The 14,445-nt window shown below is 42.9% G+C and carries 16 protein-coding genes; 3 read left to right on the forward strand and 13 right to left on the reverse strand.

Features of this window, described 5'->3' with window-relative positions; translation table 11 throughout:
• Positions 1-466 precede the first annotated feature (466 nt).
• From V7L29_RS12425 to trxA, 5 genes are all read right to left on the reverse strand, one after another.
• Complete coding sequence (locus V7L29_RS12425) at positions 467-1,132, reverse strand: nitroreductase family protein (protein ID WP_334735647.1); 666 nt, start codon at positions 1,130-1,132, stop codon at positions 467-469.
• A gap of 94 nt (positions 1,133-1,226) precedes the next feature.
• Positions 1,227-1,658: a YybH family protein gene (locus tag V7L29_RS12430; protein ID WP_334735648.1), complete on the reverse strand. Its 432-nt coding sequence runs from the start codon at positions 1,656-1,658 to the stop codon at positions 1,227-1,229.
• Between the two features lie 118 nt (positions 1,659-1,776).
• Complete coding sequence (locus V7L29_RS12435) at positions 1,777-2,889, reverse strand: alkene reductase (protein WP_334735649.1); 1,113 nt, start codon at positions 2,887-2,889, stop codon at positions 1,777-1,779.
• 119 nt (positions 2,890-3,008) lie between these two features.
• A complete protein-coding gene (locus tag V7L29_RS12440; protein ID WP_334688900.1) occupies positions 3,009-3,803 on the reverse strand; it encodes an SDR family NAD(P)-dependent oxidoreductase in 795 nt (264 codons plus the stop codon).
• A 212-nt stretch (positions 3,804-4,015) separates the two neighbouring features.
• A complete protein-coding gene (trxA, locus tag V7L29_RS12445) occupies positions 4,016-4,339 on the reverse strand; it encodes a thioredoxin (protein WP_334688899.1) in 324 nt (107 codons plus the stop codon).
• Between the two features lie 80 nt (positions 4,340-4,419).
• Here trxA and V7L29_RS12450 point away from each other — a divergent pair, with 80 nt between their 5' ends.
• Positions 4,420-4,770, forward strand: coding sequence for an ArsR/SmtB family transcription factor (locus V7L29_RS12450; RefSeq protein ID WP_334735650.1), 351 nt, complete (start codon positions 4,420-4,422; stop codon positions 4,768-4,770).
• Between the two features lie 20 nt (positions 4,771-4,790).
• Here the strand turns inward: V7L29_RS12450 and V7L29_RS12455 are convergent, their stop codons facing one another.
• From V7L29_RS12455 to V7L29_RS12465, 3 genes are all read right to left on the reverse strand, one after another.
• Positions 4,791-5,570, reverse strand: coding sequence for a nucleotidyl transferase AbiEii/AbiGii toxin family protein (locus V7L29_RS12455; RefSeq protein ID WP_334735651.1), 780 nt, complete (start codon positions 5,568-5,570; stop codon positions 4,791-4,793).
• Complete coding sequence (locus V7L29_RS12460) at positions 5,567-5,803, reverse strand: hypothetical protein (protein ID WP_334688896.1); 237 nt, start codon at positions 5,801-5,803, stop codon at positions 5,567-5,569. Before V7L29_RS12460 ends, V7L29_RS12455 begins: the two co-directional genes overlap by 4 nt.
• Before the next feature lie 544 nt (positions 5,804-6,347).
• Entirely contained in the window at positions 6,348-7,586 is a 1,239-nt protein-coding gene (locus V7L29_RS12465; RefSeq protein ID WP_334735652.1) for a glycosyltransferase, read from the reverse strand.
• A gap of 123 nt (positions 7,587-7,709) precedes the next feature.
• Here V7L29_RS12465 and shc point away from each other — a divergent pair, with 123 nt between their 5' ends.
• Together shc and V7L29_RS12475 are read left to right on the forward strand one after the other, a co-directional pair.
• Positions 7,710-9,617: a squalene--hopene cyclase gene (gene shc / locus V7L29_RS12470; RefSeq protein ID WP_334735653.1), complete on the forward strand. Its 1,908-nt coding sequence runs from the start codon at positions 7,710-7,712 to the stop codon at positions 9,615-9,617.
• Between the two features lie 134 nt (positions 9,618-9,751).
• Positions 9,752-11,056, forward strand: coding sequence for an FAD-dependent oxidoreductase (locus V7L29_RS12475; RefSeq protein WP_334735654.1), 1,305 nt, complete (start codon positions 9,752-9,754; stop codon positions 11,054-11,056).
• Between the two features lie 392 nt (positions 11,057-11,448).
• On the opposite strand, the gene V7L29_RS12480 is transcribed toward V7L29_RS12475, so the two are convergent.
• The 5 genes from V7L29_RS12480 to ureE form a co-directional block, all read right to left on the reverse strand.
• Complete coding sequence (locus V7L29_RS12480) at positions 11,449-11,940, reverse strand: orange carotenoid protein N-terminal domain-containing protein (RefSeq protein ID WP_334688891.1); 492 nt, start codon at positions 11,938-11,940, stop codon at positions 11,449-11,451.
• Positions 11,941-12,312: 372 nt separating this feature from the next.
• Complete coding sequence (locus V7L29_RS12485; protein ID WP_334735655.1) at positions 12,313-12,501, reverse strand: hypothetical protein; 189 nt, start codon at positions 12,499-12,501, stop codon at positions 12,313-12,315.
• A gap of 104 nt (positions 12,502-12,605) precedes the next feature.
• Positions 12,606-13,202, reverse strand: a complete 597-nt coding sequence (ureG, locus tag V7L29_RS12490; protein WP_334735656.1) for an urease accessory protein UreG — start codon at positions 13,200-13,202, stop codon at positions 12,606-12,608.
• Between the two features lie 60 nt (positions 13,203-13,262).
• The gene (locus tag V7L29_RS12495; protein ID WP_334735657.1) at positions 13,263-13,955 is read right to left on the reverse strand and encodes an urease accessory protein UreF; all 693 of its coding nucleotides are present in this window, start codon (positions 13,953-13,955) and stop codon (positions 13,263-13,265) included.
• The gene (gene ureE, locus V7L29_RS12500; RefSeq protein WP_334735658.1) at positions 13,930-14,376 is read right to left on the reverse strand and encodes an urease accessory protein UreE; all 447 of its coding nucleotides are present in this window, start codon (positions 14,374-14,376) and stop codon (positions 13,930-13,932) included. The genes V7L29_RS12495 and ureE overlap by 26 nt, the downstream gene beginning before the upstream one ends.
• Positions 14,377-14,445: the final 69 nt, after the last annotated feature.

The raw sequence follows: 14,445 nt of genomic DNA on the forward strand, positions 1-14,445 counted from the left end.
GGGAGTGGAGTTCAAAGACTCATTCACGAGTATCAAAGATTCATTCACGAGTCTTTGATACTCGTGAATGAGTATAAAAGACTCATAGATAAGTATAAAGTAATACACTTAGTTTAAGAGCAGGACTTACCCGAAAATTAAGAAAAACGAACCACAAAGGGCGCAAAGGACACAAAGGAATAAGAGTTCCAGAGAGTTTTTCCGTAAGTCCTGAAAGGTTTTTGGCGCTAACTGAACCGTATTGGAGTATAAAAGACTTATTCACGAGTATTAAAGACTCGTCGGCGGGTATCAAAGACTCATTCACGAGTATCAAAGACTCATCCCTAATGACGCTAGTTGCTTTAATGGATAGCGCAGCGTTAGCGAGTCAGACGCTCCTACGTCGCTAACGCTGCCCTATCGAGCGTCGGGAACCTCCGCAACACACTGGCTCCCCAATACCCCATTCCTAATTTAGGGAAAGCTACCCTGCATAAGGGTTACCAATTCTGTCTACAGAGACGTTGGAGGAGAATGGCAAACGACCTGGATTTAAGCGTGGTTCTGCTGCATAACCAACAGGAACTAAAACAGCGATCGCTAAATCTGGATTATCTCCAGCACCAATCACTTGTTTTACCTGATCCTCAATCCAACCATTCATAAAACAACTGGATAATCCCAGACTTTCTGCCGCTAACACCAAATGGGTAGCGGCAATGATGGCATCTTTAATCGCATATTCGCGTCGCTTGTCGCCCAGCGTTGATTGAAATTGCGGGATGGCGGTTTTAAAGTAGTTTACCGTACCTTCATTCCATGCTCCAGTTTCGAGTCCCTGCTCTAGAATTGGCGCCAAGTTTTGTTCGCCTGCGTTCGGATCGGCGGCAAAGACAAAGGTTACAGGTGCTTGGACAATTTGCTGTTGATTAAAAGATGCTGCTGACAGTGCTGCCTTTTGCGCTTCATCTTGCACAAGAATAATTTGCCAGTCCTGGAGATTATAGCTGCTGGGTGCAGCCACGGTTAACTCTACCAGTTGCTTGAGCAGTTCTGGGACGATGGGGTCTGTTTTAAAAGTTTTGATGGCACGACGTTTAGCGATCGCACTGGGTACATCTAAAGGTTGGGTTTGAGTGATGGAACTCATAAGATTCTCCTGATGGATTTATAAGTTATGAAAGGGTTTCGGATTTTACTCTGCTTAGAGCGTTAAAGAGCAGGGCAATGTAATGTGTTCCTCTCTAATTGGCAATCTTAACTGGGTTAGAGATATGCTCGTGGATAATGCGCCATTGTCCCTCTCGCTTCTCCCATACAAGCGTCGCATGAGCCGTAATTTTAACCGCCTCATTCGCTATGGTGGTTGCTGTACTCTCAAAAATCAGAGCAGAGACGGTAATGTTATCACCTGTAAATATCTGAATATCCCCAGCCGATTTAACTTGCCACTGTGCTAGTGCTGCCATGAAGGGCTTCCATATCTCCTCATACGATTGCCATCCTTGAATTTGAGTGGTCTGCGGTGAGAGGGTATCGAAGGCGAGGAATTGTTCATCTTGCCAGTAGAGATTGTCTAGGACAGAAAAATCAAATGGTTTATTGCCTGCACTAAACGCAGCTAGCCAATCGTTAACACGTTCTATGATTTCCGTTTCTTCTAAAGTATCTTTCATAGTTGACAACCAATTTACACAACCATTTTGTTGTATCTTGGAAAAATCTCAAACTCATTAGTTTGATTTGATACTTTCGAGCGCGGAAAGTGGGTTTTAATTACTCAGATGAGAAGAATTAGGCATTGACCACCTGCTCATTAGCAGCTGACCAAAATGGATAGTCTGTATATCCGTGTTCATCGCCACCATAAAAGGTTGCTTGATTTGCTTGATTTAGTGGTGCATTTAAAGCGAAGCGTCGGGGTAAATCGGGATTTGAGATAAATAATGTGCCAAAAGCAACTAAATCTGCTGCTTTGTTTGCCAGTACAGCATCACCTTTTTCACGGGTATAACCACCATTGACGATGAGTGTACCTGTAAAGCGATCGCGTATATGACTGGTGGGTACAATTATCGCGCCATGTCTGATATCTGCTTCTATTGCCTCAAAAATATGCAGATATGCCAAATTAAACTGGTTCAACGCTTGAGCCGCATAACCGAATGTCTCTAGAGGATTCGAGTCATGCATATCGTTATAAGCCCCACTTGGAGATAAACGTACTCCGACTCGGTTAGAATCCCATACACTAATTATTGCCTCTGTCACCTCTAACAGCAGTCGGGCGCGATTTTCAATGGAACCCCCATATTTATCTGTACGTTGATTTGTGCGATCGCGGAGAAACTGATCTATTAAATAACCATTGGCTGCGTGAATTTCCACCCCATCAAACCCCGCTGCTAAAGCATTTGCCGCTCCTTGACGATACTGTTCCACTATCTGCGGTATTTCTGAAGTTTCTAAAGCACGGGGAGTAACAAAGGGTTTTGGCCCCTCATAAGTTGAAGCTTCACCTTTAGGAGCAATCGCAGAAGGTGCCACAGGTAAAGCTCCATTCGGTTGTAAGTCAGGGTGAGAAATCCTGCCTACGTGCCATAGTTGCAGAAAAATTCTCCCTCCCTGCTGATGCACAGCATCGGTTACTAACTTCCATCCCTCCACCTGTTCTGGTGAATGAATTCCTGGTGTAGCGGGATAGCCCTGTCCTTCAGGAGTTACCTGTGTTGCTTCAGAAATAATCAGTCCGGCGGAAGCACGTTGGGCGTAGTAGGTAGCATTCAGTTGATATGGTACGTTTCCCTCACTTGCCCTGTTTCGAGTTAAGGGTGCCATTACTATCCGGTTAGGTAATTCCAGATTTCCTAATTGGTAAGGAGAGAATAAGTTGATACCAGTAGTCATGTTGGCGTTGCTCCAATTTAAAGTTTTTTAACCCACGGAGGTGGGTAAAGTTTCGTGTAGACGAGCCAGTACGTTGGCGTTAAGTTGACTGTACCCCTACAACAGATGTAGTTCAAATACTAAACAATCGACCGAATAACACCACCATCTACCCGCAAAGCTGCACCATTAGTTGCTGAAGCTACAGGACTAGAAAGGTAAACTATGATCGCTGCTACTTCTTCATTAGTTGCAAAGCGTTTAATTAGGGAAGTTGGGCGCACATTTTGAAAAAATTCAGCTTCAACTTCAGCGCGAGTAATACCGCGTTCCTGCGCCAGGTTGTTGATAAAATCTTCAACTCCTTCTGAACGAGTTGGCCCTGGGAGGACGGAGTTTACTGTAACTCCAGTCCCGACAGTGATTTCTGCCAGGCCTCGTGCAATGGCAAGCTGGGCTGTCTTTGTTGTGCCATAGTGAATCATTTCCACTGGGATCTGGATAGCAGATTCGCTGGAGATAAAAATTATCCGCCCCCAATTTTGCTCTAGCTGCTTTTGTAGATATTGCCGACTCAAACGGACTCCACTGAGAACGTTAACCTCAAATATCTTTAACCAGTCTTCATCAGTAATATCAAAAAAGGTTTTTGGCTCATAAATACCCACATTGTTTATGAGTATATCAACATGAGGAACCTCTTGAATGAGTTTCTCTACTCCTGATGCAGTGCCTGCGTCAGCAACAACACCAGAAACTTTCGCGTCGGGTGTAGAATGCTTAATTTTAGCGATCGCTTGAGCTACTCGTTCTTCAGACCGACCATTGACAATCACTGATGCACCCTCTTGAGCTAGCCCAAGGGCGATCGCCAAACCAATACCTGCGGTTGAGCCACTCACCAAGGCGGATTTACCATGCAATTTCAAGTCCATTTTGCTCTTTCCCCGTTATTTGAAACAGAATGATCTGGGATTGGGGATTGGGGACTAGGTAGTAGGAACTGGGACAAAGAGAAAAGTATAAGCGCCGACTTCCGGCGCTCAAAACTTTGCAGGGACAAGAGGGACAAAAATATTAAAGAAGTCTCTCCCTAATATCCAATCCCCAATCCCTAATCCCCAGTCCCTAATCCCCTTCACTTAAATTAAAGATGCTGTGCTAAGGTCTTATTCAAGGTAGTTTTTGGAACCGCCCCTACGACAGTATCGACCTGCCGACCTCCTTTAAAAACCATTAATGTCGGAATGCTGCGAATTCCATAGTGGCTAGCGACAGTAGGATTTTGATCTGTGTTCAACTTCACAAATTTCACCTGTCCTTGGTGTTCAGCAGCAACTTCATCGACGACTGGGCCGACCATCCGGCAAGGGCCGCACCACGGTGCCCAAAAGTCCACTAATACCGGAATTTCACTTTCCAAGACTTCTTGCTTGAATGTGGCTTCTGTGACATTTGTAATGGATGACATAAATTGCCTTCCTAATTAATTCTATAGTTCGATAATATCGAATAATAAAAATATATGCCACCTGATGAGATAATGCAACTATGAGATTTCTTTATCATCCAGATCGAAAAAATATTACTTTACCGGGAGTGCTGTATGCATTGGGCGACCCAGTGCGGCTAGAGATTGTGCGGCTGTTGGCGACTGAGGGGGAACAATGCTGTGCCAAATTTGATTTTGCGATCGCCAAATCAACTATGTCCAATCACTTCAAGATTTTGCGGGAGTCGGGGATAGTCTTGACACGCAAAGAAGGGACACACCATATTAACATCCTGCGGCGTGAAGATTTAGAGGTGCTGTTTCCAGGGCTATTGGATGTGGTATTGAAAGCTGCTCAACCATTGCCTGTTGAACCCGCCAGTACTAAACAAACAGCTTCAAGAATTTAGGGGTATCAGGCATGACCTGTTTAAGAATCTGCTCGTTTTTCAATTTGTGTTTCTAAATCAGCAAAGATATCATGTTGTTCTCGAAAAGTCCTTGGAGTGTGAGATAAACCTAAATCTGTAGAGAGTAAATCAATACCGTCAATAATTTTGGGTATCTGAGCTTGATCAACTTGCAGACCGAGAAAGCATTTCTCCCTGTAATCTGGTCTTTCTTGAAAGCGTTCGACTGCTTTTTTCAAAGGGCGCATAACCTCATAGGCTTTTTCAGCCTTCTCAATTGATGCTTGTGGGATTGGAGATTGCAGCCTGAGAATTGCTAGATCAATTAAATCTCTTGCCTCAACGCTGTCATCTGCGTAACGGTCAGAATTTGACAGCAGCTTAGAGGTAAAACAGTCATTGAAGCTTAAGCAAGGAACGAGTGACCACTTTAGATATCTTGGTGGGTCTAGTTGAAAACGAGTTTCGGCAATAATTTCTGTTTTAATCGGCACATTATTTACAAAAACGATCATCCGAATTCCATATTGGTCAGTTGTGCTACGTCCAACTTGGATTTTACTTAAATCACGAAATAATGCTTCATGCCCACCCTCAAATACCACTGTCCGCAGGCATTTGTAGCCTTCTGTACCAACACAAGCGATAAAATCAATGTCCTTACTCCAGCGATATTCTTCAAACTCAAATGCAAGAAGGGTTCCGCCACCGAAGTAAGCAGAACCCTTCCTAAGTATGTCAGAATCTAAGCATTCAAGAACTGTGAGAATTTTTTTATGGTGTTCAAACCTGGAGGTCATAAACAAACTTGTAACCAGGATTTATAGCGTTTGGCGAGTTCCTTAAGGAAATTGAGTTCTTCAGCCTCAAGATTATTAAATAGGTTGCGATATTGCCAACCACGCTCGTAGCGACTCAGCATTTGTTCTGGAGTAAAGCGATAGACATCGGCTGTTTGCCAACAAATTGACTCCAAAAAAGGCAGCTTTTTAGGAGCAATAACAGGATTATTTGCTGGTGTTACGGTTGTCATAACTCTTTTAATTAACCACTTGAGGCATACTTTAATTTTAGATTAGCACTACCGATTTTGAAATTTAATTTTATTCCACAATACCTTAGCCAATTTTAAAAAACTCTCATCTGGATTCTGCCTTTATCGATGTGCCACAATTGTTTGAGACTTATGTTGCTTTTATCAATTTAGACCAAGCATGGGATCTTACAGAATAACTTAGATATCAGACTGGTATTAGAAGATGGCGAAAAAGTCGATGTGGAATAATCAAAGGGACAGTCAAAGCTTGGTAGAGCATTCATTAAAAACTGTTTTTGGTGATGCACAACTGCAAAGTAATGCTCTACGAGAATGACATAGGGCGATCGCTCCTAGTACTTACGCAAAAACCCTCTCAAACTCTCGTTTCTCCGTGACCTAATGTAGCAAATAAACAGTATTGTATAGATATTGATGCTTATTTGCTTGATTATACAATAAATGCTATTTGTCAAAGTTTTGTTACTCATCGCTGCTGCCTTTGATATTGCGATCGCCTTTATAAGCCCCCACATCCCAACTATAAATTATTTGGGTTGGTGTACACTCTTCCTTTCCAAGCGCTGCCGCGCCCTTGCCAGTGACGTAGTGCTGAGTCTAGAGTCATTAGGGTATAGAGAAAAGCGATCGCAGGTAAGCTGAAGGCTAACCAGGGAGAACATTTATAAAAGCGGATTGTCGGGTAGTAAGCCAAGGTCATTAAAAGCCATCCTAATAAACCTGTAAGTGCGATTGCCCAATTGCCCCAAACTGCACCCAGAATTACACACACAGGTGGAACTAGATAAATCAAGATCATTCCCACCAAAGTTCCCACTAGTACTAATGGAGAATAATTCAGTTGGGCATAGGCACTACGGGCAACCATATCCCAAATCGTCCCCAGCGAATTATAGGGACGCAAACTGTGAGTCAAGGTACTCAATCCTAGCCAGATACGCCCCCCTGAAGAGGAGGGGGCAGACAAGGGAGATAGTTGTTGAATTCTTCCTTGTCCTCTTTGTCTCCTTGTCCCTCTCTTAACAGCATGAGCAAGGGTGCAATCGTCGATTAAAGCTTGGCGAATGACTTGAATACCTCCGATTCGCTCTAAAGCTTCTCGACGAATGAGAATAGATCCCCCAGCCGCTGCTGCTGTTAGATTGTTTGGGTTATTCACCCAGAGGAAGGGATAGAGTTTTTGGAAGAAAAAGACGAAAGCTGGAATCAAAAGTTTTTCCCAAAAGCTTTCACACCTAAGTCGCACCATTATCGAAACCAGGTCTAAATCTTCCTGCACAGCTTTAGCAACCAGTCGGCGCAGATTACTAGGATCATGTTCGATATCTGCATCGGTCAGCAAAAAATAGTCAGGTGCAAATAAACTTGCACTGTTTATACCTTGCTCAACTGCCCAAAGTTTGCCTGACCAACCGGGAGGCAGTGATTCGCCTGAGATAATATGCAATTGCTCAGGTTTACTTACAGCGTGTGCAACCACTTCGGCAAAATTTGCTGTACCATCTGTACTGCGATCGTCTACCAAAAATACGTTTAAAGAACCAGGATAGTCTTGGAGTAGGAGCGATCGCAGTGTGGTTGGTAGTAATTCAGCTTCGTTACGAGCTGGAACTACCGCACAAACCACAGGCAACGATTTTAGCTGAGTTTCTCCAATCTCTAATTGCTGGTCTGTCCGCCAAAATTGTCCCCAAAAACATAGTAATCCCAACCAAATTGTCAAGGATAAGAGCATCAATCCTAATACAATTACACCCATGACCTATTGCAAATTCTCAGTAACTCAGACAGAATACTATGTCTACTGAATAGAGAAAAAAATTTTTTCGCTGTAATACCGTGTTCATATCTAGTGTTAGGTGTTGAGGTCAAATAGTTTTTCATGCAAACACAAGACAGGGTAAAAGTCAATCAAGTCACAATGGCGATCGCAGCCAGTCAAGAATATTTGCTTTCGATTCAAAATCTGACAGGTTACTGGTGGGCAGAGTTAGAATCTAATGTCACCATCACTGCTGAAGTCGTCCTCTTGCATAAAATTTGGGGAACAGACCAAACAAGAGCCTTAGACAAAGTTGAAGCATATTTGCGTCAAGAGCAACGCCAGCATGGGGGTTGGGAACTTTTTTATGGTGATGGCGGAGAACTTAGCACCTCGGTTGAAGCTTACATGGCGTTGAGGCTACTAGGTGTACCAGCAACCGATCCGGCGATGATTCGGGCGCAAGCCTTTATTCTCCAACGGGGTGGGATCAGCAAAACTCGAATTTTTACCAAGTTGCACCTAGCTTTGATTGGCTGCTACAACTGGCGCGGTATTCCCTCGCTACCAGCTTGGGTGATGCTGTTGCCAAAAGCTTTCCCCGTAAATATCTATGAAATGTCTAGCTGGGCACGTTCCAGCACTGTGCCGCTGCTGATTGTATGCGATCGCAAACCTGTTTTGATCACCAACCCAACTATCAACCTAGATGAGCTATACGTTGAAGGTGTTGATCAAGTCCGGTGGGAATTACCTCAAAGTGGCGATTGGACAGATTTATTCCTCACGCTTGATCAGGGGTTCAAGTTGGCAGAAAGTCTTAATTTAGTGCCCTTCCGCCAACAAGGCATCAAAGCTGCCGAAAAGTGGATTTTAGAACGGCAAGAAGCTACAGGCGACTGGGGCGGCATTATTCCGGCGATGCTGAATTCAATGTTAGCTTTGCGGTGTCTGGATTATCACCCAAACGACCCGATTGTGGAACGAGGTTTGCAAGCAATTGATAACTTTGCGATTGAAACAGAGGATAGCTACCGGGTACAGCCCTGTATTTCACCCGTCTGGGATACAGCTTGGGCGATGCGTGCTTTGGTAGAATCTGGTTTTGCAGCAGATCATCCGGCTGTGGTAAAGGCTGGAGAATGGTTATTGCAAAAACAAATTTTAGATTACGGAGATTGGGCTGTCAAAAATCGCCAGGGAAAACCAGGGGCTTGGGCGTTTGAGTTTGACAATCGCTTTTATCCTGATGTAGACGACTCGGCTGTGGTGGTGATGGCACTACATGTTGCAAAACTCCCTAATGAAAAAATCAAGCAGGCTGCGATCGCTCGTGCCTTAAATTGGATTGCATCTATGCAATGTAAACCAGGTGGGTGGGCTGCTTTTGATTTGGACAATGACCAAGATTGGCTCAATTCCATCCCCTATGGCGACTTGAAAGCGATGATTGATCCAAACACTGCAGATGTCACGGCTAGGGTGGTAGAAATGCTTGGTGCTTGTAACCTGTCAATTGATAGTGATAATTTGGAGCGATCGCTTACTTATCTTCTGCGCGAACAAGAAACCGAAGGCTGTTGGTTCGGTCGTTGGGGTGTAAATTATATCTACGGGACAAGTGGCGTTTTGTCAGCCTTGGCGTTGATTGACCCTCAAAGGCATAAACTCAGTATAGAACGAGGAGCAACTTGGTTAGTTGGATGTCAAAACCCAGATGGTGGTTGGGGTGAGACTTGCCGCAGCTATGACGATCCCAGTCTCAAAGGAAAAGGAAATAGTACTGCATCTCAAACTGCTTGGGCTTTAATTGGCCTCTTGGCAGCAGGTGAAGCAACTGGTAAATTAGCTCTTGAGGTTATTGAGCGGGGAATTGCCTACCTAGTGGCAACTCAACAGCCCGATGGTACTTGGTTTGAGGCGGACTTTACAGGTACTGGCTTCCCTAGCCATTTTTATCTCAAATATCATATGTATCAACAATACTTTCCCTTAATCGCTCTAGGTCGCTATCAAACAGTGATTTAGAATATAATTTAGAATTCAGGAGACACGGTTAATCGCGTCTGTACAGGATTCAGAAGTAAAATTTGGAAATTAAACATTGAAATTAGCAAATAGCCCGATTTTTCTATCAACAGTTTAGTAAACGAGGATTGAGAATGGCTAGGAAAGTTGTAATTGTGGGTGCTGGTCCCAGTGGAGTTCTTCTGGCTCACTATTTGTTGCAACGTGATCAGGGCTATCAGGTGGAAATTTATGAACGACGTAACGATCCACGCTCAATTCCCCTGTCAAAATCTAGAACATTTCCGCTTGTTATTAATCAGCGAGGAATTACTGCACTCAGCAATATTAAAGGACTTGTAGAAATCCTCAAATCTGTAAGTATTGAGAGTACTGGCTCTTTGAATCATGAGAAAAATGGAAAAACGCAATTAATACCTCGAAGTCAACCTATTTATATTCTTGATCGGACCCAACTAATTATCATGTTATTGGAAACGCTGACCGGAAAATATAATAGCGATCGCCTGAAGATTTATTTTGAAAATCAATGTAATGTAGTTGATTTTGAGACAAAAACAGTAAAATTTTCAAACGTTGGCAATACAGATGATACAACAAATATCACCGTTAATTATGACTTATTAATTGGTGCAGATGGAGCGCGATCGCAAGTGAGAGAGCAATTTCTCTCAACAGATGAATTTGAGGTGGAGCAGAAATATGTTCCCTCAGCTTATAAATCTATCTTTTTACCTGCAAATTCTGTAACATCCCTCAAACCAGGCTACATTCATACTTGGAGAGGAAGTGACGGAATCGCAGCCATACTGGTGCATCGTACAGACAGTTCGTTGAGCGGAACCATTAACTTTCCCAGAGAGAATAACCTGATTGCAAATTTTTCTACTACAGAGGAAGTATCCCAATTCTTTAACGATCAGTTTCCAGAAATTGCTCAGATTTTACCAGAATCGGAAGCCGAAGCATTTTTAAATCGACCTATCTCAAGCATTATAACAATTCGTTGTAATCGTTATCATCATGGTGATAGTGTTCTATTGATTGGTGATGCAGCTCACGCCACCTCTCCTTCGCTGGGTCAAGGTTGCAATGCTTCCTTTGAGGATGTAGCTTTCTTTGATAAGTTATTAGATGAATATTCTGATGATATTGCAAAAGCGATCGCGCAATTTTCTCTACGTCGAAAGCCAGATGCTCATGCTTTAGTAGAGCTAAGTGACAATGCCTTTCCAATATCCAATAAACTGCTATTTTTAGAGTTTTTTATCAGATTGCGATCTGCTCAAATTCTGCATCAACTATTTCCTAAATACTTCTCCCCCTCATTCTTGCAACTCCTTTCTGAAAGCACAGTTCCCTACTCAGAAATTTTGAATATCTATAAGAATTGGATTGCAAAAGTGAAGCGGGCAAATGAGAAGTTTTTATGTAATTGATGCGGTTAATAACTTATAAAGGAAAAAGAGAATCTGGGAAATATCCAGTCTGGTATTGAAGATATTGCCTTTTTTAAAGGTACGATTTCCCATAGTTATATCTCTATCTAAAGTGACTTACAGATTGTTGTATGCTTACCACCAAGTGAGGCGATCGCTTTTGCTAAATTTGCGATATTCAGTGGTTCATCCAAAGCACCAGTAACATCAGTTGAGAAAAATCTGTGCTTTAAAGTTATAATCTGCGTTTTTCATTTGTTCGGGAGAAGATACCATTACAATTAACTTAAAAATGCAAGTCTTCCTAATTATAAATAAAGGTGAGGCATAGCCCCACCTCCGATTACTAACTCAAAGCTGTTACAGCACACGTTTGAAGAAAGTGACTAAATCTAAATTTCAGCCCCTGCTTTTGCTTCGGCACCCATTGGCGAAACATAATCACGGAAAAGAGTAATCTGTTGCTCATACTCTAATCCTTGAATTTTGCCAAACAACGGTTTAGCTTCTGAGGGAAGTTCATAGTCAGAAGGTACAGGAATGATAGTACCATTATCCATACCTTGAGATAATCGATACCAAAACAGTAGCTTAGTGGTATCACCCAAAGAGCCATATTCACGAGAAATTTCGGTATCCACTTTATTAATCAAATCACGCTGAACTTGTAATTGTTGTTCGTGAGATAATTCCTTAACTTGATTAAATAAACCTTCAGCTATTTCTGGGGAAACAGTACTGGCACCAGGGGCGGCTGGCGTAATTGAGCTACCCATTTCTTTATAGATAAACCAAAACAAAGCAAGCTGTTGATCCACACCTAAGTTTTGCCAAGCTTGAACATGTTCACGAATAGTTGGATCGTTAGTTTGCGTAGATGTCATTATTAACTCCAATTTTGATTTCTCAGTGTTATGAACAACGTTATCAAATTTACATTCGGAGTTTTACCCTACTGAAGACAGATGTTTTGGAATCATAAAGAAGAACAATTAGAAATAGAACATAAATCGGGCGGAGTCTAGTCCTGCATTCAAAGCATTACAGTTGGATAAGCACCCGAAATCAAAAGCTAAAATAATGCTTGGGAAGGGTAAGGTAAAGGAGTTGGGAATTGAAAGTTTGCTACAAGATTCAGAGATTTTCAGGATGTATTTCTGTGGATAGATGTTAGCTTTATTGTGACAGTGTTTAAAGGATGTTTGAAAGGTATCAAATAGTCGCTCCCCCCAACCCACGCCACTTGAGGGCAGTTGCTACAACGGGGAGGCAGCGCGGTCTTGGGGGTTCCCCCCATGAGCGACTGCCGTGGAAAATATGCAACGTACTACCTGCATCACTTGCTGAAAAGTCAGAGTAGAGGTTTGCTTTGCTGTGAACTTCTCCTTGCCTTCTCTACCTTGGGCTATGCCAACGGGACGCTCAAGGAACGGGGAAGATGCCAAGACCCTTCGGGTGACGCTCGTGCCGACGCTCGATAGGGTTCGCAAAGCGTCTGGTAGAGAAGCGAAGCATTTTTGTTCAATTCTGATTCCTGAACATTTTATTTTTAACAGATATTTGTGCAAACAAAGTTAATTACGTCTGCAAGTCCTGACTGAGTTTTCAAATTAGTAAAAATAAAAGGTTTATCGCCGCGCATTTTTTTAGCATCTCGTTCCATCACACTTAAATCTGCACCGACATAGGGTGCAAGATCAGTTTTGTTAATCACCAACAAATCAGACTTAGTAATGCCGGGGCCACCCTTGCGGGGAATTTTATCGCCAGCCGCAACATCAATGACATAAATCGTTAAATCTGCCAATTCTGGACTAAAAGTAGCAGCCAAATTATCGCCGCCACTTTCCAAAAATACCAAATCCAAATCGAGAAAACGTTCCTCTAACTGTTCAATTGCCGCCAGATTCATCGAAGCATCTTCGCGGATAGCAGTGTGAGGACAACCACCAGTTTCTACACCCAAAATGTGATCGCTTGCCAACGCTTGAGAACGCACTAAAAACTGAGCATCCTCCTGAGTATAAATATCATTCGTCACTACCGCAATCTGATACTGCTCACGCAATCCCTTGCACAAAGCGTCTACCAAAGCCGTCTTCCCCGAACCCACTGGCCCAGCAACTCCTACTCTAAATGCATTCATAAGTTATTAGTCATTAGTCATTAGTTATTATCCTGTTTCCTTTGCCCTCATGGCCAATGACTAACTTCTAAACAACCTTGTATACTGCGTTTCATGCTGCATACTCGCCAGCGATAAACCCCAACTACAACAGGCGAGTTGATCATCCTCCAACACTAGAATTTCTAACGCCGCAGCGCTAAATAATGGTTGCAAATCTAGCAATAACTGCTGTCCTGCTGTTTGTCCAAGGGGGATAAGTTTCACGCCAGCAGTAATCAAATTAGTTGCCCAACTATGCAGATATCCGAGTAATCCAGCTTTGATACTGATTTGCCAATGAGCAATGGCAATGCCAAAAGCGATCGCATAATTACAAGGATTACCTACAGCATTGGCAATAGGTATAATCTGCGGTTCTAGTTTAGCAAGTAATTGGATAAGCGATCGCCCCATCTGCCAACTAGAAGCGCGTAACTCTTCTGTTTCCCTAGCAGCGGATAACCACAGATTCCAACGGCATAGCGACTGAACATCACCTATTTTTGCAGCTTGCTCAGATCGTACCATCACCGCTGCCTCTAGTCGAATTGCCCCGTAGAGTAACTCTGCTTTTAACCAATCTTTGAGATGTGTCTGGTTAGCGATCATACCATTTTCCACCAGCATTTCCAAGCCTTCAGAATAACTATATGCTCCCACAGGCAAAGCGGGGCTAGCCAACTGCAAAATGCTCAAAAGATGGCTATCAGTGAGCATGATACTGTTGTCCATAAGCTCCCAATTCTGGGTGAAACGGTAAAATTTCTTCTTTAACTTTTAACCCCAGTTGTTCCAACATCGTGCGTAAAACAGAATCTGAGGACAAGCGTAAATAAGTCGGAGTAATTTCTACTGGTACATGGCGATTTCCCAGATGGTATGCTGCCCTTAGTAATAAAAGTGGTGTTTGGGCAAAGGCAGTTAGCACGAGTTCCGGTTTGGCAGTAATTCTGATTAAACTGTTATGGGTTTGTTCTTGCAGAATATCACCATCGTGTAAAACAGTTCCTCTGGGTAAATGCAAAAACACAACTTTACCATCTTCTGTTTCAAAGCGATGACGACTGCGGGTACGTTCTTCTGCTGTCAGCGCCAGAGTGAAAGTGACTGCGGCATCAGGGTTAGGTGATTTCAGTTGGGTAAATGTCAGCATACATTTCGCCTGAACTTCCGCTTTTGATTATGCTTCTAATTTAACTAATAAGGAAGGTTTAATTAGCAA

The organism is Nostoc sp., assembly GCF_036916575.1.
GTDB lineage: Bacteria > Cyanobacteriota > Cyanobacteriia > Cyanobacteriales > Nostocaceae > Nostoc.

Coding starts and splice junctions, on each gene's coding strand:
- ureE (WP_334735658.1), bottom strand. CDS start 14,376: ATGCTGACATTTACCCAACTGAAATCACCTAACCCTGATGCCGCAGTC.
- V7L29_RS12475 (WP_334735654.1), top strand. CDS start 9,752: ATGGCTAGGAAAGTTGTAATTGTGGGTGCTGGTCCCAGTGGAGTTCTT.
- V7L29_RS12440 (WP_334688900.1), bottom strand. CDS start 3,803: ATGGACTTGAAATTGCATGGTAAATCCGCCTTGGTGAGTGGCTCAACC.
- V7L29_RS12425 (WP_334735647.1), bottom strand. CDS start 1,132: ATGAGTTCCATCACTCAAACCCAACCTTTAGATGTACCCAGTGCGATC.
- trxA (WP_334688899.1), bottom strand. CDS start 4,339: ATGTCATCCATTACAAATGTCACAGAAGCCACATTCAAGCAAGAAGTC.
- V7L29_RS12495 (WP_334735657.1), bottom strand. CDS start 13,955: ATGGACAACAGTATCATGCTCACTGATAGCCATCTTTTGAGCATTTTG.
- V7L29_RS12435 (WP_334735649.1), bottom strand. CDS start 2,889: ATGACTACTGGTATCAACTTATTCTCTCCTTACCAATTAGGAAATCTG.
- V7L29_RS12450 (WP_334735650.1), top strand. CDS start 4,420: ATGAGATTTCTTTATCATCCAGATCGAAAAAATATTACTTTACCGGGA.
- ureG (WP_334735656.1), bottom strand. CDS start 13,202: ATGAATGCATTTAGAGTAGGAGTTGCTGGGCCAGTGGGTTCGGGGAAG.
- V7L29_RS12480 (WP_334688891.1), bottom strand. CDS start 11,940: ATGACATCTACGCAAACTAACGATCCAACTATTCGTGAACATGTTCAA.
- V7L29_RS12430 (WP_334735648.1), bottom strand. CDS start 1,658: ATGAAAGATACTTTAGAAGAAACGGAAATCATAGAACGTGTTAACGAT.
- V7L29_RS12455 (WP_334735651.1), bottom strand. CDS start 5,570: ATGACCTCCAGGTTTGAACACCATAAAAAAATTCTCACAGTTCTTGAA.
- shc (WP_334735653.1), top strand. CDS start 7,710: ATGCAAACACAAGACAGGGTAAAAGTCAATCAAGTCACAATGGCGATC.
- V7L29_RS12460 (WP_334688896.1), bottom strand. CDS start 5,803: ATGACAACCGTAACACCAGCAAATAATCCTGTTATTGCTCCTAAAAAG.
- V7L29_RS12465 (WP_334735652.1), bottom strand. CDS start 7,586: ATGGGTGTAATTGTATTAGGATTGATGCTCTTATCCTTGACAATTTGG.